The sequence below is a fragment of the Pseudomonas sp. KBN12P06040 genome (assembly GCF_037574965.1).
In the GTDB taxonomy this organism is placed as follows: domain Bacteria; phylum Pseudomonadota; class Gammaproteobacteria; order Pseudomonadales; family Pseudomonadaceae; genus Pseudomonas; species Pseudomonas aeruginosa.
The window spans coordinates 1,718,582-1,739,772 of sequence record NZ_JBBELS010000001.1; the positions used below are offsets into that span (position 1 = coordinate 1,718,582).

15 protein-coding genes are annotated in these 21,191 nt (G+C 68.9%); 5 read left to right on the forward strand and 10 right to left on the reverse strand.

Features of this window, described 5'->3' with window-relative positions; translation table 11 throughout:
• Window positions 1-16 precede the first annotated feature (16 nt).
• Both VQ067_RS08085 and VQ067_RS08090 read right to left on the reverse strand, forming a co-directional pair.
• Window positions 17-1,345, reverse strand: coding sequence for a mechanosensitive ion channel family protein (locus VQ067_RS08085; protein ID WP_003091979.1), 1,329 nt, complete (start codon window positions 1,343-1,345; stop codon window positions 17-19).
• A gap of 167 nt (window positions 1,346-1,512) precedes the next feature.
• Window positions 1,513-2,880 carry an MFS transporter gene (locus VQ067_RS08090; protein ID WP_003091973.1) on the reverse strand — a complete coding sequence of 456 codons (1,368 nt, stop codon included), beginning with the start codon at window positions 2,878-2,880 and terminating at the stop codon, window positions 1,513-1,515.
• Window positions 2,881-3,065: 185 nt separating this feature from the next.
• Between VQ067_RS08090 and VQ067_RS08095 the strand changes: the two genes are divergently transcribed.
• A complete protein-coding gene (locus tag VQ067_RS08095) occupies window positions 3,066-4,406 on the forward strand; it encodes a DEAD/DEAH box helicase (protein WP_003122185.1) in 1,341 nt (446 codons plus the stop codon).
• A gap of 70 nt (window positions 4,407-4,476) precedes the next feature.
• Here VQ067_RS08095 and VQ067_RS08100 read toward each other — a convergent pair whose 3' ends face one another.
• Window positions 4,477-6,192: an MFS transporter gene (locus VQ067_RS08100; RefSeq protein ID WP_003103747.1), complete on the reverse strand. Its 1,716-nt coding sequence runs from the start codon at window positions 6,190-6,192 to the stop codon at window positions 4,477-4,479.
• 216 nt (window positions 6,193-6,408) lie between these two features.
• Here VQ067_RS08100 and VQ067_RS08105 point away from each other — a divergent pair, with 216 nt between their 5' ends.
• Entirely contained in the window at window positions 6,409-7,734 is a 1,326-nt protein-coding gene (locus tag VQ067_RS08105; protein ID WP_042853025.1) for a phospholipase, read from the forward strand.
• A gap of 128 nt (window positions 7,735-7,862) precedes the next feature.
• Here VQ067_RS08105 and VQ067_RS08110 read toward each other — a convergent pair whose 3' ends face one another.
• The 5 genes from VQ067_RS08110 to VQ067_RS08130 form a co-directional block, all read right to left on the reverse strand.
• Window positions 7,863-8,093 carry a YheU family protein gene (locus VQ067_RS08110; protein ID WP_003091959.1) on the reverse strand — a complete coding sequence of 77 codons (231 nt, stop codon included), beginning with the start codon at window positions 8,091-8,093 and terminating at the stop codon, window positions 7,863-7,865.
• Window positions 8,094-8,143: 50 nt separating this feature from the next.
• Complete coding sequence (locus VQ067_RS08115) at window positions 8,144-10,900, reverse strand: hybrid sensor histidine kinase/response regulator (protein WP_340080817.1); 2,757 nt, start codon at window positions 10,898-10,900, stop codon at window positions 8,144-8,146.
• Window positions 10,901-11,037: 137 nt separating this feature from the next.
• Window positions 11,038-12,234, reverse strand: a complete 1,197-nt coding sequence (locus VQ067_RS08120; protein ID WP_003111432.1) for an osmoprotectant NAGGN system M42 family peptidase — start codon at window positions 12,232-12,234, stop codon at window positions 11,038-11,040.
• A complete protein-coding gene (ngg, locus tag VQ067_RS08125; RefSeq protein ID WP_003091949.1) occupies window positions 12,231-13,988 on the reverse strand; it encodes an N-acetylglutaminylglutamine synthetase in 1,758 nt (585 codons plus the stop codon). The genes VQ067_RS08120 and ngg overlap by 4 nt, the downstream gene beginning before the upstream one ends.
• Window positions 13,989-14,028: 40 nt before the next feature.
• Complete coding sequence (locus tag VQ067_RS08130; protein ID WP_003106635.1) at window positions 14,029-15,798, reverse strand: N-acetylglutaminylglutamine amidotransferase; 1,770 nt, start codon at window positions 15,796-15,798, stop codon at window positions 14,029-14,031.
• A gap of 142 nt (window positions 15,799-15,940) precedes the next feature.
• Between VQ067_RS08130 and VQ067_RS08135 the strand changes: the two genes are divergently transcribed.
• Window positions 15,941-16,414, forward strand: a complete 474-nt coding sequence (locus VQ067_RS08135; RefSeq protein ID WP_003091943.1) for a MarR family winged helix-turn-helix transcriptional regulator — start codon at window positions 15,941-15,943, stop codon at window positions 16,412-16,414.
• 242 nt (window positions 16,415-16,656) lie between these two features.
• Here the strand turns inward: VQ067_RS08135 and VQ067_RS08140 are convergent, their stop codons facing one another.
• Window positions 16,657-17,409: a sulfite exporter TauE/SafE family protein gene (locus VQ067_RS08140; protein ID WP_033990951.1), complete on the reverse strand. Its 753-nt coding sequence runs from the start codon at window positions 17,407-17,409 to the stop codon at window positions 16,657-16,659.
• 100 nt (window positions 17,410-17,509) lie between these two features.
• On the reverse strand, window positions 17,510-19,474 hold the full coding sequence (gene mnmC, locus VQ067_RS08145; protein ID WP_033990953.1) for a bifunctional tRNA (5-methylaminomethyl-2-thiouridine)(34)-methyltransferase MnmD/FAD-dependent 5-carboxymethylaminomethyl-2-thiouridine(34) oxidoreductase MnmC: 1,965 nt from the start codon (window positions 19,472-19,474) through the stop codon (window positions 17,510-17,512).
• Here mnmC and VQ067_RS08150 point away from each other — a divergent pair.
• Together VQ067_RS08150 and pap are read left to right on the forward strand one after the other, a co-directional pair.
• Window positions 19,473-19,592 carry a hypothetical protein gene (locus VQ067_RS08150; RefSeq protein WP_003091936.1) on the forward strand — a complete coding sequence of 40 codons (120 nt, stop codon included), beginning with the start codon at window positions 19,473-19,475 and terminating at the stop codon, window positions 19,590-19,592. The genes mnmC and VQ067_RS08150 overlap by 2 nt on opposite strands.
• A gap of 25 nt (window positions 19,593-19,617) precedes the next feature.
• A complete protein-coding gene (pap, locus tag VQ067_RS08155) occupies window positions 19,618-21,108 on the forward strand; it encodes a polyphosphate:AMP phosphotransferase (RefSeq protein ID WP_003091935.1) in 1,491 nt (496 codons plus the stop codon).
• Window positions 21,109-21,191: the final 83 nt, after the last annotated feature.

Genomic DNA, 21,191 nt, shown 5'->3' on the forward strand with positions numbered 1-21,191 from the left:
GACGGTTTTCCTCGGTTCAGGCGGTGGCTTCGTCGCTGCGGCTCGGCGCGGCCAGCGCCTCGAACGAGCGGGCCCCGGCGTCACGCCCTTCGAGCATGCCTTGCAGCCCCTGGCGCAGGTCCTGCCCGCTGGGCTGCTGGTAGGCGCCGAGGCCGAACTCCGGCATCACCGCCAGCAGGTAGTCGAACACGTCGCCCTGGATGCGCTCGTAGTCGACCCAGGCGGTGGTGCGGGTGAAGCAGTATATCTCCAGCGGGATGCCCTGGGCTGTCGGCTGCAACTGGCGGACCATGCAGGTCATGTGCGGATGGATGTCCGGGTGGTTCTGCAGGTAGGCGAGGGCGTAGGCGCGGAACGTACCGATGTTGGTCAGCCGGCGGCGGTTGGCGGCCAGCGGGGCGACCCCGCCGTTGGCGGCATTCCACTCCTGCAACTCGGTCTGCTTGCGGGCCATGTATTCGGTGAGCAGGCGCACCTGGCTCAGGCGCCGCTCTTCCTTCTCGTCGAGGAAACGCACCTGGCTGGAGTCGACGTAGATCGCCCGCTTGATCCGCCGTCCGCCGGACTGCTGCATGCCGCGCCAGTTCTTGAACGACTCCGACATCAGGCGCCAGGTCGGCACCGAGACGATGGTCTTGTCGAAGTTCTGCACCTTCACGGTGTACAGGGTGATGTCCACCACGTCGCCGTCGGCGCCGACCTGCGGCATCTCGATCCAGTCGCCGACCCGCAGCATGTCGTTGCTGGTGAGCTGCACGCTGGCGACGAAGGACATCAGGGTGTCCTTGTAGACCAGCAGGAGGACCGCCGACATCGCGCCGAGGCCGGACAGCAGCAGGAGCGGCGAGCGGTCGATGATGATCGAGACGATGATGATCGCGCCGAACACGAACACGGCGATCTTCGCCAGTTGCACGTAGCCCTTGATCGAACGGGTGCGGGCATGCTCGGTACGCGCGTAGATGTCCAGCAGGGCATTCAGCAGCGCGGTGAGGGCGAGGATCAGGAACAGCACGGTGAAGGCCAGTGCCAGGTTGCCGAGGAAGTGCGCGGCCTTGTCCGGCATCTCCGGGATCCATGGCAGGCCGAATTGCACCAGCAGCGAGGGCGTGGTCTGTGCCAGGCGCTGGAACACCTTGTTGCGGATCAGGTCGCCGAGCCAGTGCAGCGCGGGCTGGCGGGCGAGCAGGTTGGCGGCGTAGAGGACGATGTAGCGGGCCACCCGGCCGAGAATCAGGGCGCCCACCAGCAGCAGGCCGAAGGCCAGGCCGGCGTGCAGGATAGGGTGTTGGTCGAGCGCCGACCAGTACCCGGAGAGCTGGTCGAGAAGGGATGTGGAGTCCATGGACAGGCGACTTCCTTTGTTGCGGGCGGGGGGGACGGGCCGGCCCCGCGGTTGAACGGAGATCCCGACGCGGGGGCCGGGAACGCACAAAGGAACCAAGAGTGCCCCATCGGGCGCCGGATCGCATCCCCGACGTGTCTACAAAGGTTTTCCGCCGACGCGCGGGCTCAGCCGGCAAGCTCCTCCAGGGTGCGCCCGCGGGTCTCGATGCCGAAGGCCCAGACCACCAGGGCAGCGACGCCGAAACAGAGGGCGCCGAGGGTGAACACCCCGCCCTGGCCGGTGAGCGGCAGGACCAGCCCGGTGACCAGCGGGCCGAGCAGCGAGCCGATTCGCCCGACCGCCGAGGCGAAGCCCGAGCCGGTGGCGCGCGCGGAGGTCGGATAGAGTTCCGGCGTATAGGTGTAGAGCACCGCCCACATGCCGAACAGGAAGAACTGCATGGCCAGGCCGAAGCCGATCAGCAGCGCCAGGCTGCCGCCGAACACCGCGGTCTGGCCGTAGGCGTAGGCCATCGCGCCGCCGCCGAGGAGCATCAGCACGCAGCTCGGCTTGCGGCCCCAGCTTTCCACCAGCCAGGCCGCGCAGAGGAAGCCGGGTATCCCGGCCAGAGAGATCAGCACCGTGTAGTACACCGACTGGGTGACGGCGAAGCCGGATTGCTGGAGCAGCGCGCTGAGCCAGGAGGTCAGGCCGTAGAAACCGAGCAGGGCGAAGAACCACAGGCCCCAGACGGTCAGGGTGCGGCGCCGGTAGGCTGGCGACCAGAGTTCGGCGAAGGCGCTGAAGAAGCCCGGACGGCTGCGTTCCCGCTGCGGCTGGCGCAGCGGCGGCGGCAGCTCGGTCAGGCCCAGCGAACGCATCACCCGTGCTTCTATGTCGCGCAATACCCGGTCCGCCTGTTCGCGCCGGCCGGCCTGCTCCAGCCAGCGCGGCGACTCGGGAATCAGGAAGCGGATGGCGAGGACGAACACCGCCGGCAGCGCCAGCACCAGGAAAATGCTGCGCCAGCCGGTCAGCGGCAGGAGGAAGTAGGACAGGCAGCCGGCGGCGACGAAGCCCAGCGGCCAGAAGCCGTCCATCAGCGCAATGTACTTGCCGCGGCGGCTGGCCGGGATCATCTCCGACAGCAGCGACTGGGCGATGGGAAACTCCATCCCCATGCCGATCCCCAGCAATACCCGGTAGAAGGTCAGGCTGCCGAGGTCGCCGGCGGTGGAGCACAGGTAGCTGGCCAGGCCCCAGAGCACGATGCTGGCCTGGAATACCGGCTTGCGCCCGAAGCGGTCGGCGAGCATGCCCGACAGGGCCGCCCCGATCACCATGCCGAAGAAGCTCGAGCTGGCCAGCAGCCCGGCCTGCGCCGAGTCGAGCCCGAACTCGGCTTTGATCGAGCCGAGCAGGAAGGTCATCATCGCCAGGTCCATCGAGTCGAAGAAGAACGCCAGCGCGATGATCACGAAGATCAGTCGGTGATACGGACTCAGCGGCAGCCGTTCGAGGCGTTCGGCGGCGGATGCGGGCGCGTCGGGCATGACCTGGTTCCTCTGGGCGGCGGGCGTCGAACGAGTCTGCGATCGCCGCCCGCGCCGCGCTTGCCTGGCGGCGACCCGGCGTCGAGCCGATTGCGACGCCGGCGCTGGCCGTCGCGCCGCGCGAATAAAGCCTGCGCGCCGGCGCGGCAACCGTTAGGCTATGCACCTGTCCATTTTCACGTGCAATGCCGAGGTCTCCCTTGTTCAGCCAATTTCCCCTCCACGAACGCCTGCTGAAGGCACTGGAAAGCCTGTCCTTCAGCGAGCCGACGCCGGTCCAGGCCGCGGCCATTCCCAAGGCGCTGGAGGGGCACGACCTGCGGGTCACGGCGCAGACCGGCAGCGGCAAGACCGCGGCCTTCCTGCTGCCGCTGCTGCACCGCCTGCTGGCCGAGGACAAGCCGCGCTCCCTGGCGCGCGCGCTGATCCTCCTGCCGACCCGCGAGCTGGCCCAGCAGACCCTCAAGGAAGTCGAGCGCTTCGCCCAGTTCACCTTCATCAAGGCCTGCCTGATCACTGGCGGCGAGGACTTCAAGGTGCAGGGCGCGCGCCTGCGCAAGAACCCGGAGATCATCATCGGCACCCCCGGCCGCCTGCTCGAGCAGCGCAACGCCGGCAACCTGCCGTTGCAGGACATCGAGGTGCTGGTGCTGGACGAGGCCGACCGCATGCTCGACATGGGCTTCGCCGACGACGTGCTGGCCCTGGCCAATGCCTGCCCGGCCGAGCGCCAGACCCTGCTGTTCTCCGCCACCCACAGCGGCGCCGGGTTGAACAAGGTGATCGCCGAGGTGCTGCGCGAGCCGCAAGTGCTGCGCCTGAACCAGGTCGGCGAGCTGAACGAGAACGTCCGCCAGCAGGTCATCACCGCCGACGACGTGGCGCACAAGGAACAGTTGCTGCAATGGCTGCTGAGCAACGAGACCTACACCAAGGCCATCGTCTTCACCAATACCCGGGTCTCCGCCGATCGCCTGACCGGGCGGCTGATCGCCAACCAGCACAAGGTCTTTGTCCTGCATGGCGAGAAGGACCAGAAGGACCGCAAGCTGGCCATCGAGCGCCTGAAGCAGGGCGCGGTGAAGATCCTCGTCGCCACCGACGTCGCCGCACGCGGCCTGGACGTCGAAGGCCTGGACCTGGTGATCAACTTCGACATGCCGCGCAGCGGCGACGAGTACGTGCACCGCATCGGCCGCACCGGTCGCGCCGGCGCCGAGGGCCTGGCGATCTCGCTGATCTGCCATGGCGACTGGAACCTGATGTCGAGCGTCGAACGCTACCTCAAGCAGAACTTCGAACGACGCAACATCAAGGAACTGAAGGCCGCCTACCAGGGGCCGAAGAAGCTCAAGGCCTCGGGCAAGGCCGCCGGCAGCAAGAAGAAAAAGCAGGACAGGAAGGGCGCCGCCGCCAAGCCCGCGGCCAAGCGCAAGCCCGCCGCGCGGCCGAAGGCCGGGCCGTCGGCGGTGGTCAGCGCCGACGGCATGGCGCCGCTCAAGCGCAAGAAGCCGACGGCGGAGTGATCGCGCCGGCGTTGGATTGCGGATAACGCCGCTGGCGCTGTCCGCCCCGGGGGACTGCCAGGCCCCGTTCTCAACTCCCCGCCGTCGCGCCTGCCTCGTCGTTGGCCGGCGGCGTGGCGCTCTTCACCAGCGGCGTATCGTAGCTGCTCGCCTCGTAGCTCACGCAATGGCGGATCTGCGGCGGACCGTCGCCGGCATGCAGGGCAGTGACGTTGTCGATGACGATCTTGTCGGCCAGGGTCATGCGGTCGAGCATGCGCAGGTGCTGGATCCAGTTGTCCACCAGGAACAGTTCCTGCCAGACCTCCGGGTTGCTCACGTCGCGGAACAGCGACCAGCGCTCCGCGCCGTTGCGCAGGCGCAGGCGGCGCAGCGGCTGGGCGGCGCGAACGAAGTCGCGGGTGCGCTCGGCGGGAATCCGGTATTCGATGGAGACCAGCACCATGCCCCGCCGCGTGTTGAAGACGAAGCTCGGCTGCCCGGGCATGCTCGCCGGCGCGCGGGAAATACTGGCGGCGTCCATTTCCGGCAGGCGCGAGTTGTACAGGAGGATCACCGAGGCCAGCAGCAGGCAGCCGGCGGCCAGCAGCGCACCGTGCACGGTCATGGTCTCGGCGAGATGGCCCCAGAGGAACGAACCCAGCGCCAGGCCACCGTACAGCGCGGTCTGGTACAGCGCCAGGGCGCGCGCCTTGATCCAGTCGGGGACGAGGATCTGCACCGCCGAGTTGTAGGTGGCGAGGGCGCCGATCCAGCAGCCGCCACCGAGGATCAGCACCGGGAACAGAACCCAGAGGTTGTCCACCAGGCCGAGGGTCAGCAGGATCAGCGCCAGGGTGAAGCCGGCCAGACTGATCAGCCGGCTGCTGCCGATCCGCTGGCGCAGGCGCGAGACCTGGGTGCTGCCGAGGATCGCGCCGAGGCCGAGGGCGCCGAGCATGTAGCCGTAGATCGCCGCGTCGCCGTCCGGGTTGCGGTGCGCCAGCAGCGGCAGCAGGGCCCAGACCGCGCTGGCGGAGAGGCCGAAGGCGAAGGAGCGCATCATCACCAGGCGGGTGACGGTTGAGTACTGGGTGAAGCGCAGCGCCGCGGTGACGCCTTCGAGGATGCCTTCCGGCGGCAGGCTGCGCTTGGGCACGTCGCGCCGCCACTGCCAGATCGCCCAGATCAGGGCCATGTAGCAGAAGCTGTTGAACAGGAACACCCAGGCCGGTCCCACCGCGCTCAGCAACAGGCCGCCGAGGGCCGGGCCGGCGGCGCGGGCGACGTTGTAGTTGACGCTGTTGAGCAGCACCGCGTCGCTGACCATGCGCGCCGGCACCTGCTCGTTGACCGCCGCCTGCCAGGCCGGGATGGTCACCGACCCGCCGAGGGAGATCCAGAGGATGGAGATGATCAGCAGCACCGGGTCGAGGTAGCCGAGGAAGGCCAGCAGGGTGGCGAACATCGCTCCGGTCATCTCGAAGCTGAGCCCCCAGAGCATGATCTTGCGCCGGTCGTGGTTGTCGGCGATGACCCCGGAGAGGATCGACAGCAGCACCAGCGGCAGCGCCGCGGCGACCTGGATCATCGCCACCATCAGCGGGCTGGCGTGGGCGTCGGTGACCACCCAGGCGGCGGCCACCGACTGGGCCCAGGTGCCGAGGTTGGCGAACAGGTTGCAGATCCAGATGATGCGGAAGGCCTGGATCGAGAACGGCGCCCAGGTGCCGGTGCGTTCTGGCTTGGCCGCTTGGCCTTCGGGTTTGAGGGGCAGGTCGTGCTTGGGCGAAACGGACTGGAGCATCAGATGGGTGCCTTGTATCAGCGTGCCTGATGTCGGGAAAGTCTAGCCGCCTGGCGCCTGGGCGCCATTGATGGCGGTCATGGGGCCGGCCCGGCGTGGATAGACATTGGTCCGATGGCGCTATCGGAGAGTTCCGATGTCCAGGCAGGACAGTGCCCTGGGTGTCCCGCATTGGTAGGCTTGCCGGCACCGAGTCGAGACAAGAGCGAAAAGCCGATGAAGTTGCTGTTGCGTTGCCTGCTGCTGGGGGCGTGGGTCGTCTCGCCGAGCCTGTGGGCCTGGTCCAACCATACGGTGGGCAGCTACCTGGCATTGCGCGAGCTGGCGGCCATCCGCGAGGCGCCGGAAGTCGAGGTGGAGCCGCTGGAGGCGTTCCTCGCCGCCGAGCGCGGCGGACTGGCCGCCCTGCTGGATGAGCAGGAAGCCTACGCCCGTGCGCATATCGGCAACTACCCGGCGCGTCCGGACGCCCTGCGCTTCGCCGCCGACGGCGAGGCCGGCGACTTGCGCCAGGCGTTCCTCGCGGCGCTGCGGGTCAACCCGGAGATCCGCCTGGCGCTGGCGATCCAGCCGCTTCCCGGGCAGGACCAGCCGCAGCGCCCGCACCTCAAGCCACAGGAGGTGCTGGTGTTCCAGAACCTCTCGCCGTGGACCGCCTGGCGTTTCATCCGCCTGGAGCCCGGCGAGCGAGTCGCGCCCCTGGCAGTGCTGGCCACCGCCGCCGACGAACCGGACTACGGCCACGACATCAACCTGTTCAGCGACAACCCCGGCGAGGCCGGCCAGCGCTACGGCTTCGGCACCCAGCCATTCGGCGACCCGCGCTTCGAGTTCAGCTCCCAGGCGCCGTTCCACATGGGCTTCTACCACGAGGCGGCGGTGATCTACAGCGGCGCGCCGTTCCTCGCCCGGGCCTGGCCGGAATGGCGTGCCTACCAGTACTTCGGCCTGTCCCGCTTCGCCTTCGCCAACGGTCATCCCTACTGGGGCTACCGGTTCCTTGGCTGGGGCATGCACTACATCCAGGACATCACCCAGCCCTACCACTCCACGCCGCTGCCCGGTGCCAGCCTGGCGGCGATGCTACAGATGGAGGGCAAGGCATTGCTCGGCTACCCGGAGGAAAAACAGGCGGCCATCGAGCGTGTCGCGAACCGCCATACCGCGGTGGAGAAATACCAGTTCGACTGGCTGCGCCAACTGCTCCGCGACGGCCGCCCGCAGCCGATGCTCGACGCCTACGCCGACACCCGCCGCGACGGTGCCTATCCGGCCTATTCGCCGACCTACTTGCGCGAGGTGGTGGCCGCCGAGTCGAACGCCCACGCCGCGGCCTTCGACGCCGCCATCGGCGAATGGCTGGCCGCCCGCCCGGCCTCCGCCGCGCAGGACTTCAGCGAGAGCAACCAGCCACGCCCCGAGGCCCACGACAATGCGGCGCTGAACGCGCAACTGATCGAACTGATCGGGCATTTCGGCGCGCATAGCCGGAACATCGCCAGGGCGGCGTTGGAAACGGAGGAGGGTGGGGCGAAGGAGTGAGGGGGCGGGCGGATGAGCGGCGGATAACCGCGAGCGGTTATTCGCCCTGCGGAGCAGGGGCGCTGTCCGGCGTTTCCGGGGTGTGCAGGGCGGCGAACCCGCCCCGCCAGGCGGGTTGATGCCGCGACTCAGTCGCGCAACAGCTCCGCAGGCACCTCGCTGCGCAACATCAACTGGCACTGCTGGCTCTCCGGGTCGAACAGGATCACCGCCTCGCCCCGCCGCAAGGCATGCCGGGCGCGTTCTACACGCACGTCCAGCGGGGTCTCGTCGCCATTGTCGGTGCCTTCGCGGGTGACGAAGTCTTCCAGCAGGTTGTTCAGGGTGTCGGCTTCGAGCAGGTCGTGGGGGATCAGCATGGCGGTACTCCGGTATGGCGGCGAATGCTAGCGCGACGCATCGCGTACTGTCATGCCTGTCGCGAAGGCTGGCCGAGCAGGTGTTCGAGGGTGGCATAGAGTTCCGCCCGGTCCACCGGCTTGCCGAGGTAGGCGTCCATGCCGGCCTCGATTCCGGCCCGGCGGTGTTCGTCGAGGATGTGCGCGGTCAGGGCGACGATCGGGACGCGCGGCCAGCCCTGGGCACGCTCCTCCCGGCGGATCAGGCGGGTCGCCTCGAAGCCGTCCATTTCCGGCATCTCGCCATCCATCAGGATCAACTGGATGCCGTTCGGGTCGCGCAGGTACTCGTCCAGCGCGAGCCGCCCGTTGCCGGCCAGGCGCACCGCGTAGCCGCGCTTGGCGAGGAAGCCGCGCACCACCAGCTGGTTCACCGGGTTGTCCTCGGCGACCAGGATGCATGGGGCGTCCAGGCGTTCGTCCGGGGCCGCCTCGCTGCTCCGCCCTGGCTGTCGGCGCCGCTCCCGGTACAGTTCCAGCAGGGCTTCGCGCAGGGCCTTCACCGCCACCGGCTGGGCCAGGGCCAGCAGGCGCAGGCCTTCGTGCGGCGGCAGGTCCTGGCAGTGCTGCGGCGGGCATAGCAGGAGGATGCGCTGGCCTTGCTCCAGTTGCGCATAGAGGGTGTCCAGCCAGATCGACGGCGGCCCCGGCCAGGGCGCCGCCAGGACCAGCAGGGGCGGTGCGCTGAAGTCCTCCAGGTAGGCGTTCAGCCGTCTCGGCTGCAGGCAGCGTTCGACCCGCAGCCCCCAACGCTCCAGCAATGCCTGCAGGCAGTCCAGGGTCAGGTTGTCCTCGCTGGCCAGCAGGGCCGGGCGGTGTTGCAGCAGTTGCGCCAGTTCGTCCGCTTCGCCGGCCTCGAGGGCGGGGCTGAGCGGCAGGTCGACGCTGAACCGGGTGCCCTTGCCCGGCTCGCTGCTCACCTCGATGCGCCCGCCCATCATCTGCACCAGTTCGCGGCTGATCGCCAGGCCCAGGCCGCTGCCGCCGTAGCGGCGGGTGGTGCTGGAGTCGGCCTGGGAGAAGGATTCGAACAGGGTCTTCTGCGCCTGGGCGGATATCCCGATGCCGCTGTCGCTGACGCTGTACAGCAGGCGCTCGCGTCCGCCCTCGTCGAAGCGCCGCTGCACGCGCACGGCGACATGGCCTTCGGCGGTGAACTTGAGGGCATTGCTGAGCAGGTTCATCAGTACCTGGCGCAACCGCGTCGGGTCGCCGTTGAGGCGGCGCGGCACGCCCCTGTCCAGGCCGAGGTGCAGGCGCAGGCGTTTTTCCACGGCCTGGGCGCTGAACAGCGCCAGGGTGTCGGAGAGCAGTTCCTCCAGGTCGAAGTCGATGCGCTCCAGGTGCAGCTTGCCGGACTCGATGCGAGCGTAGTCGAGGATATCGTTGATCACCGACATCAGCGCGCTGCCGGAGCTGGCGATGGTCTCCACGTAGGCCGCCTGGCCGCGATCCAGCGGGGTATCGCGGAGCAGTTGCAGCATGCCCAGCACGCCGTTCAGCGGGGTGCGAATCTCATGGCTCATCTTCGCCAGGAAGCGGCTCTTCGCCTCGTTCTCCACCCGCGCCTGCTCGGCCGCCTGGCGCGAGCGGAAGCCTTCCTCCTTGAGCGCATTGATGCGGTCGGCGAGGCCGATGGACAGGGTCACCAGTTCCACGGTCATGCCGATCTTGACCACGCTGCTGCCGAACAGGCCGAACAGTTCGAAGCCCAGCGAGGCGGCGGTGGTGACCAGGAACGACAGCAGCAGCGCGCCCCAGGCCAGGATGTAGTAGAGGCCGTAGCGCAGGCCCTGGCGCCAGACGTGGACGCCGGCCAGCAGCAGGCTGAGGGAGACCAGCATCACCGTCAGGCTGGCGAGGACGTTCCAGGCGCGCAGCCCCACCAGCGGCTCGCTGGCCAACAGGACCACGCAGGCCAGCAGCAGGCCGCGGAGGAAGCGGTCGAGGCGCGGGAAGTCGCGGCGGGTGTAGAGGTAGCCGCGGCTGAACTGGATCGACACCAGGCAGCTCAGGTACATCAGCAGGTAGATGCCGGCCGACTCCAGCGCCACGTGTCCGGGCAGCAGCTTGAACAGCAGGCCGTCGAAGCTGGCGGAAAACAGGCCGAGGCTGAGGTTGTACAGCAGGTACCAGGCGTAGGTGGCCTCGCGCAGCGAGACGAAGAGGAACAGGTTGTAGCAGAACAACCCGAACAGCACCCCGTAGAAGGCCCCGTTGAAGCCCATCAGGGTTTCCTGGCTGGCCGCGCTGGCCGCGTAGGTGCTGAAGTACAGCGGCACGTAGACGGTGCTGCTGCTCTGCACGCGCAGCAGCAGGGTGCTCTCGCCGGGCGGCAGTCGCAGCGGGAACCAGAAGTTGCGCACCTGCACCGGGCGCTGGGAGAAGGCGAACAGGTCGCCGCTCTCCTGCTGTTCGATGCGCCCATCGGCGGTCAGCAGGTAGACCTTGAGGTCGTCCAGCAGCGGGTAGTTGACCTCCAGGAAACCGGCCAGGTCGGCGCCGTTGCGGTTGTCCAGGCGCACCCTGAACCACCAGGCCGCGGCGTTCTTGCCGAAGTTCGCGTGGTCGCCGCGCAGGGCGGCGAAGGCCTGGGCCGGCAAGGCGAGGATGTCGCCCAGGCGCGCCTTGCCGCCGGCGTCGCGGTAGTACTCGGCGTATGCGCCCAGGGACAGGCGCAGGTCCTCTCCGTCCAGCGGCGCGGGCGGCTGCGCCCGGGCCGGCAGCGCGCAGCAGAGCAACAGCAGGACCAGGCAGAGTCGGGACATGCAACTACTCCATGGACACGAGTCGGCACGCATGATGCTACGGAGGAAATGAGACAGGCGAGGGAATCTGCCATCAGCCTAGCAGTTGGCTGGAGAGGAGGGCGGCCTCCCCGGGGGGCGGGGAGGCCGGCGCGGGCTCAGCCCTTGTCGCTGTTGTTGCTGCTGTCGAGCACTTCGTCCACCGGCGGGACGTGGGTGCAGCTTTCCATGTGCACCGGATGCTCGAGCTGCTTGTTGAAGCGTTCCAGCGAGGTTTCCCGGGGTTTGGCGTCGCTGGCGAAGACCGGCGGGCTGAGGATGTAGGCGGTGAGCAGCCGGCTCAGCGCGGCGAGGCTGTCGATGTGCGTGCGCTCGTAGCCGTGGGTGGCGTCGCAGCCGAACGCCAGCAGCGCGGCGCGGGTGTCGTGGCCGGCGGCGATCGCCGACTGCGCGTCGCTGTGGTAGTAGCGGAACAGGTCGCGGCGCAGGGCGATGTCGTGGCGCTCGCCGAGCCGCAGCAGGTGCCGCGACAGATGGAAGTCGTAGGGCCCGCCGGAGTCCTGCATGGCCACGCTGACGCTGTGCTCGTTGGAATTCTGGCCTTCGGCCACCGGGGCGATGTCGATGCCGACGAACTCGCTGACGTCCCAGGGCAGGGCGCCGGCGGCGCCGGAGCCGACTTCCTCGGTGATGGTGAACAGCGGGTGGCAGTCGATCGGCGGCTCCTGCCCGCTTTCCTTGACCGCCTTCAGCGCCGCCAGCAGCGCCGCGACCCCGGCCTTGTCGTCCAGGTGGCGGGCGCTGATATGGCCGCTCTCGGTGAACTCCGGCAGCGGATCGAAGGCCACGTAGTCACCCACCGAGATGCCCAGGCTCTCGCTGTCGGCGCGACTGGCGGTATAGGCGTCGAGACGCAGCTCGATGTTGTCCCAGCTGATCTTCAGGTTGTCCACCTCGGTATTGAAGGCGTGGCCCGAAGCCAGCAGCGGCAGCACGCTGCCACGGAACACGCCCTGTTCGGTGAACACCGTGACCCGGCTACCCTCGGCGAAGCGGCTCGACCAGCAGCCTACCGGGGCCAGGCCGAGGCGACCGTTGGGCTTGATCTCGCGGACCAGCGCGCCGATCGTGTCGAGGTGCGCGGAAACCGCCCGGTCGGGGGTATTCAGGCGGCCCTGGAGGGTCGCCCGGATGGTTCCCCGGCGAGTCATCTCGAAGGGCACGCCAAGTTCGTCGAGCTGCTCGGCGACATAGCGCACGATGGTATCGGTGAAGCCGGTGGGGCTGGGGATGGCGAGCATCTCCAGCAGCACCCGTTGCAGGTAGTTGAGGTCCGGTTGTGGCAGAGGGGTCATGAAGGCACCTCGCGGCTGAGGGGGAAGAGAAGATCGACGAAGCGTTCGGCGGTCGGCTGCGGCTCGTGGTTGGCCAGGCCGGCGCGCTCGTTGGCTTCGATGATCACGTAGTCGGGCTGGTCGGCGGCCTCGACCAGGAAGTCCAGGCCCACCACCGGTATTTCCAGGGCCCGCGCGGCCTGGATCGCGGCCTCGCGGAGGGCCGGATGGAGGGCGTCGGTGACGTCCTCGAGGATGCCGCCGGTGTGCAGGTTGGCGGTGCGCCGCACGGCCAGGTGTTCGCCGCTGGGCAGCACGTCGTCGTAGCCATAGCCGGCGGCCCGCAGGGTGCGCTCGGTCTCGTGGTCGAGCGGGATGCGGCTTTCCCCGCCGGTGGCGGCCTGGCGCCGGCGGCTCTGCGCCTCGATCAGCTCGCGGATGCTGTGCCGGCCGTCACCGATCACCGCGGCGGGACGACGGATGGCGGCGGCCACCACCTCGTAGCCGATCACCAGCACGCGCAGGTCGTGGCCGGCGTGGTAGCTCTCCAGCAGCACGCGCGAATCGAAATGGCGGGCGGCCTCGATGGCCTCCTCGACCTCGTCCGCGGTGCGCAGGTCCACCGCCACGCCCTGGCCCTGCTCGCCGTCCACCGGCTTGACCACCAGCGAACCGTGCTCGGCGAGGAACGCGGCGTTTTCCTCCGCGCTGCCGGCCAGGCGCTGCTGCGGCTGGCGCAGGCCGGCGTGCTGCAGGGCGCGGTGGGTGAGGACCTTGTCCTGGCAGAGGGTCATGCTTACCGCCGTGGTCAGGTCGGAGAGCGATTCGCGGCAGCGGATCTGCCGGCCGCCCTGGGTCAGGGTGAACAGGCCGCCCTCGGCGTCGTCGACGCGCACCTCGATGCCGCGCCGGTGGGCTTCGTCGACGATGATCCGGGCGTAGGGGTTGAGGTCTTCCTCCGGGCCGGGGCCGAGGAACAGCGACTGGTTGATGCCGTTCTTGCGCTTGATGGTGAAGGTCGCCAGTTCGCGGAAGCCGAGCTTGCGGTAGAGCGCCTTGGCCTGCTGGTTGTTGTGCAGCACCGATAGGTCGAGGTAGGCCAGTTCGCGGCTCATGAAGTGCTCGACCAGGTGCCGCACCAGCGCCTCGCCGACGCCCGGCCGGCTGCATTGCGGGTCCACCGCCAGGCACCAGAGGCTGGAGCCGCCCTCCGGGTCCTGGAACGCCTTGGCGTGGTTGAGGCCCATCACCGTGCCTACCGCGACGCCAGTGTCGGCGTCCTCGGCCAGCCAGTAGATCGGCCCGCCCTGGTGGCGCGGGCTGAGGCGCTCGGTCTGCACCGGAAGCATGCCGCGCGCCAGGTACAGGCGGTTGATCGCCGCCCAGTCCTCCTCGGTATGTACCCGGCGGATGCGGAAACCGCGTGGCGGACGGCGCGCCGGGCGGTAGTCGGTGAACCACAGGCGCAGGGTATCCGAGGGATCGAGGAAGAGCTGCTGCGGGGCGTGGGCCAGGACCTGCTGCGGCGCCGCCACGTAGAGCGCGATGTCGCGTTCGCCGGGGGCTTCCTGCAACAGGTCGCGGGCCAGTTCCTCGGCGTCCGGGTAGGTCTGCCCGATCAGCAGGCGGCCCCAGCCGCAGTGGATGCTCAGCGGTTTCTCGGTGGGCTCGCTGTGATCTTCGGCGAGACGCGCCTGCAGGCGTTCGTAGGTGGGCGCCTGGATACGTTGCAGGCGCTGGTTGTGCGGGTGAGGCAGATGCAAGTGGCCTTTCATGATCGCTCCTGGTTCGGGCCCCTGCGTTGGGGGCCCATTTTCAAAGTCCCTGTTCGCTGAGCCAGAGGTTGAGGGCGGCCAGCTGCCACAGCTTGGAGCCGCGCAGCGGTGTGAGGTCTCCGTCCGGATCGCTCAGCAGGCGATCGAATATCGCCGGCTGGAACAGGCCGCGGTCCTGGCTCGGGTCGAGCAGCAGTTCGCGTACCCATTCGCGGGTGCGGCCCTGCAGGTGCTTGAGACCGGGCACCGGGAAGTAGCCCTTGGGCCGGTCGATGACTTCGCTGGGAATTACCTTGCGCGCGGCGCCCTTGAGCACCTGCTTGCCGCCGTCGCCGAGCTTGAAGCGGGCGGGAATGCGCGCCGACAGCTCGGCCAGGCGGTAGTCGAGGAACGGCACGCGGGCTTCCAGGCCCCAGGCCATGGTCATGTTGTCGACCCGCTTGACCGGGTCGTCGACCAGCATGATCGTGCTGTCCAGGCGCAGCGCCTTGTCCACCGCGGCCTCGGCGCCGGGGCTGGCGAAGTGGTCGCGGACGAAGCGCCCGGCGACGTCCTCGACGCGGAAGCGCTCACCGACGGTGGCCAGGTATTCCTCGTGGTCGCGGTCGAAGAACGCCGCGCGGTACGCGGCGAAGGCGTCGTCGGCGCCATCCACCTTCGGATACCAGTGGTAGCCGGCGAACAGCTCGTCGGCGCCCTGGCCGCTCTGCACCACCTTGCAGTGCTTCGAGACTTCCCGCGCGAGCAGGTAGAAGGCGATGCAGTCGTGGCTGACCATCGGCTCGCTCATGGCGCGGAAGGCCGCCGGTAACTGCTCGATCACTTCGTGCTCGCCGATGCGCAGGCGATGGTGGCGGGTGTGGTAGCGCTCGGCGATCAGGTCGGAATACTGGAACTCGTCGCCGCGCTCGCCGCCGGCATCCTCGAAGCCGATGGAGAAGGTCAGCAGGTTGTCCACCCCGGCCTCGTGCAGCAGGCCCACCAGCAGGCTCGAATCGACCCCGCCGGAGAGCAGCACGCCGACCTCGCGGGCGGCGCGCTGGCGGATCGCCACCGCTTCGCGGAGGCCGTCGAGGACGCGCTCCTGCCAGTCGTCGAGCGTCAGCTCGCGCTCGTCCGGGCGCGGGCCGTAGTCCAGCGTCCACCAGGTGCGCTGCTCGCAGCTGCCGTCGAGGTCGACGCTCATCCAGGTCGCCGGCGGCAGCTTCTTCACGCCCTCCAGCAAGGTGTGCGGGGCGGGAACCACGGCGTGGAAGTTGAGGTAGAAATTCAGCGCCTGCGGATCGAGGTCGCTGGCGATGTCGCCGCCCTTGAGCAGGGCCGGCAGGCTCGAGGCGAAGCGCAGGCGCGAGCGGTCGAGGCTGTAGTAGAGCGGCTTGATGCCGAGGCGGTCACGGGCCAGGAACAGCCGCTGGCGATCGCGCTCCCAGACGGCGAAGGCGAACATCCCATTGAGCCGGGGCAATAAATCGGCGCCCCAGGCATGGTACCCCTTCAAGAGAACTTCGGTGTCGCCGCCGGAGAAGAACCGATAGCCAAGGCTTTCCAGTTCGCCACGCAGTTCGGGGTAGTTGTAGATGGCGCCATTGAACACCATGGCCAGGCCGAGATCGGGATCGATCATCGGTTGGCCGGAAGCTTCCGCCAGGTCCATGATCTTCAGCCGTCGATGTCCGAGGGCGATCGGGCCCTGGGCATGGAAACCCCAGGCGTCGGGGCCTCGAGGGGCCAGGTGGTGGGTGATGCGTTCGACCGCTGCGAGGTCGGCTGCCTGGTTGTCGAAACGAAACTCTCCTGATATGCCGCACATATTCCTTACCGGTTCTCCGTTGGGGAAGTGGGTTACGTACTCCTTCCGGGTACATGACTTACCTAACAGAGGACCGTTACAGTTGGAAGGAGTTCTATACGAATTTTCCGGGCCTATCAGGACCCTTAACGAAGAATTTATTATGGTTGAAAGTAATAAGACCGCTGCCGATACCTATTCGCTCGCTATTTTCCGCGCCATCCGCCGCCTCCAGCAGGCCGCTGAAATCCACTCCAAGCGTCTCAGCCGATACGGCGGCCTGACCCCTCTGCAATTGCTGATCCTGCATGTCCTGGCGGTGGAGGGAGAACTGACCGCGACGCAACTGGCCAAGCTGGTCAGCCTGTCCCAGGCATCGCTCTCCGGCGTGCTCGACCGCCTCGAAGGACGCGGCCTGCTCTATCGTCGGCGCGACGAACAGGACCGGCGCAAGTCCTGGCTGCACCTCGACCCGGCCGGCCACGAAGCCCTGGCGGAGGCGCCACCTCTGTTGCCGGAGTACGTGATCGAGCGCTTCGCCGCGTTGCCCGAGTGGGAGCGCCACGGCCTGCTGGCCGCGCTGCTGCGCGCGGCCGACCTGTTCGGCCTGCCGGAAGAGGACGTCGAAGAAGAGTGAGGGAGTCAGGTTCGCTACGAAAGACAGTCGCGTCGGCGGTCTTTACCTGGCGAACCTGCCGATGCCTTGCCGGTGCAGGCTGGTGGACAAGCGCGTTGTACGCCATGGCGTGACCTCCGCGTAGGGCGGATAACGCCGTCGGCGTTATCCGCCGACCCAGCGATATCCGCCCGACGACATGGCATGACCGTCGAGCAGGGCGCATGACGCCGCTTCCCCGGTGCCCCGGCCGCCGAGGAAAGCTACCCGCCGTAGAGCTTCTGCGCCGCCAGGGAGAAGCTCACCGCCACCAGCATCAGCGCGAACAGGCGTTGCAGGGTCGGGCCGCCGAGGCGCTGCGCCAGCAGGTTGCCGCCGAGCACGCCGACCGCGCCGCCGGCGGCGAGGCCGCCGAGCAGCGGCATCGGCGGGTGGGCGCCGGTCAGGTAGATCAGGAAGCCGCCGCCGGAGACCAGCGCGATCACCGCCATCGAGGTGGCGGTGGCGGCCATCATCGACAGCGGGGTGAACCAGAGCAGCCCCGGCACCACCAGGAAACCGCCGCCCACGCCCATCAATCCCGACAGCAAGCCGACCGCCAGGCCGATGCCGAGCAGCGGCAGGCTCCGTGCCTGGTCGCTGGCCTCGCGTTTCATCCCGGCGCCGCGCCACATGCGCCAGGCCGACCAGAGCACCAGCAGGCAGAAGGCGACGATCAGCACGCCTTCCGGGACGAAGCGGCCGAGCCATTGGCCGACGGCGTTGCTCGGCAGGCCGGCCAGCGCCAGGACCAGCACCGGCCGCCAGGCCACCTGGCCCTGGCGCGCGCGCGGGATGGCGCCGATCAGCGCCGACAGGGCGACCGCGCCGAGGCTCACGCCGATGGCGTCGCGCAGCGGCAGGTGCAGGCTGAGCAGCAGGGGCAGGGCGACCAGCGAGCCGCCGGCGCCGGTGAGGCCGAGCAGCAGGCCGAGAACGGCGCCGATGCCCAGGGATTCGAAGAGCAGTACATCCATCGTCGATCAACTGTTTCCGCGGGTGAGCCAGCCGGTGGTCCGGTATGGCCTGCGCGTGCGGCAGGCCCGAAGGGTAGCGCAAATCGGTGCGCCCGGGGCTTCAGCCGCGCTGCCCGCGCACCAGGTCGCGCAGCAGGAAGCGGTTCGGGTGGCAGGCCTCGGCCACCGCGCGCGGCAGCGGCAGCGGCTCGCCGCAGATCCACGCCGCCAGCAGTTCGCCGGACAGCGGCGCGCTGATCAGCCCGCGCGAGCCGTGGCCGCTGTTCAGGTACAGGCCTGGCAGCCAGGGGCAGGCCCGCTCCGGCACCTGGCGGGCGTCGCGGGCGAGCACCGCGTAGGCCTCGTCGAAGGCCGCGCGCTCGGCCAGCGGGCCTACCAGGGGCAGGTAGTCGGGGCTGGTGCAGCGGAATGCCGCGCGGCCTTCCAGGCGCTCCAGCGGCAGGTCGTCGGCGCCCAGGCGCTGCAGCAGGTCGGGGGATATTTCCCGCAGCAGTTCGAGGTTGCCCTGGTGTTCGGCGAGGGTCGGCGCCAGGTCTTCGCTCTTGAAGTCGAAGCTGGCGCCGAGGGTGTGTTCGTCGCCACGCGGCGGTGCGACGTAGCCCTCGGCGCAGACCACGGTGCGCAGCGCCCGACTTTGCGGGGTGGCCGGCAGGCGGGTGACCTGCCCGCGAATGCGCTTCAGCGGCAGCTCGGCGGCGGGCGGGAAGTCGCGGATGTCGGCGGCGGTGGCGAGGATCGCGAGTGGCGCGCGGGCCAGGCATTCGTCGCCGGCGTAGGCGCACCAGTCGTCGCCCTCGCGGCGCAAGCGTACCGCCCGGCCGCTCAGCAGGGTGATCCCGGGGGTGGCGGCCAGGGCCTGGCACAGCGCGGGCGGATGGACCCAGCCGGCTTCGGGATAGAACAGGCCGCCGGCGGGCAGGGCGACGCCGGCGAGGCGCTCGGCCTGCTCGCGGTCCAGGCCGTGCAGCAGGTCGGCGGGGAAGGCTGCGGCCAGTTGCGCCTGGCGTTGCGCTTCCTTGGCGTCGAAGGCCAGTTGCAGTACGCCGCAGGCGTCCCAGTCGCGGCCGCGCCGCAGGCGTTCGAGCAGCCGGCGGGTATGGCCGAAGCCGCTGAGCACCAGGCGCGACAGCGGCGTGCCGTGGGCCGAGAGTTTCAGGTAGAGCACGCCCTGGGGGTTGCCCGAGGCTTCCCGGGCGAGGCCGGGATGGCGTTCGATCAGGGTCACCTGCCAGCCGCGCGCGGCGAGGCTGGCGGCGCTGGCGCAGCCGGCCAGGCCGCCGCCGACCACCAGTGCCGCGCGGCGCCCGGCGTGGGGCGCGGGGCGTGCGTACCAGGGCTTGCCGGCGTTCGCCGGCGGCCCCTGGTAGGTGCCGCCGAGCATCTCGCGCTTCTGCCCGTAGCCCGGTACCCGTTGCATGGCGAAACCGGCCTCGATCAGCCCGCGGCGGACGAAACCGGCGCTGGTGAAGGTGCCCAGGGTCGCCTGCGGCGCCGACAGTCGCGCCAGTTCGGCGAACAGCGCGGGCGACCACATGTCCGGGTTCTTCGCCGGGGCGAAGCCGTCGAGGAACCAGGCGTCGACCCGCGCGTCGAGCTGCGGCAGGCACTCCAGGGCATCGCCCAGCAGCAGGGTCAGGCCGACCCTTCCGCCCGCGAACGCCAGGCGCTGGAAGCCCGGATGCAGGGCGAGATACTGGTCCAGCAGGGCTTCGCTCCAGGGCGCCAGTTCCGGCCATAGCGCCAGGACGCGGCGCAGGTCGGCGGCGGCGAGGGGGAATTTCTCCACGCTGACGAACTCCAGACGCGCGCCGGCCGGAGCAACCCGTTCGAACAATTGCCAGGCGCAGAGGAAGTTCAGTCCGGTGCCGAAGCCGGTCTCGCCGATGCACAGCACCTCGCCGTCGCCCAGCGCGGCGAAGCGCTCGGCCAGGCGGTTGGTGGCGAGGAACACATGGCGCGTCTCGTTGAGCCCGGAATGCCGGGAAAAATATACGTCGCCGAAGGCGCGGGATAGCGGCTGGCCGTTTTCGTCCCAGTCGAGCTGGGCATGCTGGAAGTCGGACATGGCAGAACCTGAAAAAGCGGATGGCGCATTTTACGGGGCTTTGCCGGCCAGCGGCGAGGCGCTGCGCGAACATGCCGCGGCGCCGCGCAGACAGCCGCACGCCGATCCGCTACCTTGAAGGACTCAGGTTAAGGGAGACCTCCATGTTCGAATCCGCGGAAGTTGGCCACAGCATCGACAAGGACACCTACGAGAAGGCCGTCATCGAGTTGCGCGAAGCGCTGCTCGAGGCGCAGTTCGAGCTCAAGCAGCAGGCGCGCTTCCCGGTGATCATCCTGATCAACGGCATCGAGGGCGCCGGCAAGGGCGAGACGGTCAAGCTCCTCAACGAGTGGATGGACCCGCGCCTGATCGAGGTGCAGAGCTTCCTCCGTCCCTCCGACGAAGAACTGGAGCGGCCGCCGCAGTGGCGCTTCTGGCGGCGCCTGCCGCCCAAGGGGCGGACCGGTATCTTCTTCGGCAACTGGTACAGCCAGATGCTCTACGCGCGGGTCGAGGGGCATATCAAGGAGGCCAAGCTGGACCAGGCCATCGATGCCGCCGAACGCTTCGAGCGCATGCTCTGCGACGAAGGCGCGCTGCTCTTCAAGTTCTGGTTCCATCTCTCCAAGAAACAGTTGAAGGAGCGTCTCAAGGCGCTGGAGAAGGACCCGCAGCACAGCTGGAAGCTCAGTCCGCTGGACTGGAAGCAGAGCGAGGTCTACGACCGCTTCGTGCATTACGGCGAGCGCGTGCTGCGCCGTACCAGCCGGGACTACGCGCCCTGGTACGTGGTGGAAGGCGCGGACGAGCGCTACCGCGCCTTGACCGTCGGCCGCATCCTTCTCGAAGGGTTGCAGGCCGCGCTGGCCACCAAGGAGCGCGCCAAGCGCCAGCCGCACGCCGCACCGCTGGTGTCGAGCCTGGACAACCGTGGCCTGCTGGACTCCCTGGACCTGGGCCAGTACCTGGACAAGGACGCCTACAAGGAGCAGCTCGCCGCCGAGCAGGCGCGCCTGGCCGGGCTGATCCGCGACAAGCGCTTCCGCCAGCATTCGCTGGTCGCGGTGTTCGAGGGCAACGACGCGGCCGGCAAGGGCGGCGCCATCCGCCGTGTCACCGACGCGCTGGACCCGCGCCAGTACCATATCGTGCCGATCGCCGCGCCGACCGAAGAGGAGCGCGCGCAGCCCTATCTCTGGCGCTTCTGGCGGCACATCCCGGCGCGCCGCCAGTTCACCATCTTCGACCGTTCCTGGTACGGCCGCGTGCTGGTAGAACGCATCGAGGGCTTCTGCGCACCGGCCGACTGGCTGCGCGCCTATGGCGAGATCAACGACTTCGAGGAGCAGCTCAGCGAGTACGGGATCATCGTGGTGAAGTTCTGGCTGGCGATCGACAAGCAGACCCAGATGGAGCGCTTCAAGGAGCGTGAGAAAACCCCCTACAAGCGCTACAAGATCACCGAGGAAGACTGGCGCAACCGCGACAAGTGGGACCAGTACGTGGACGCGGTGGGCGACATGGTCGACCGTACCAGCACCGAGATCGCGCCCTGGACCCTGGTCGAAGCCAACGACAAGCGCTTCGCCCGGGTCAAGGTGCTGCGCACCATCAACGACGCCATCGAGGCGGCGTACAAGAAGGACAAGTGAGGCCTGCCGGAATGCGGCGCCGTCCTCTCCAGGGGATGGCGACGCATACGCCGGATGAATGATCGGTGCCTCGCGCGATTGCC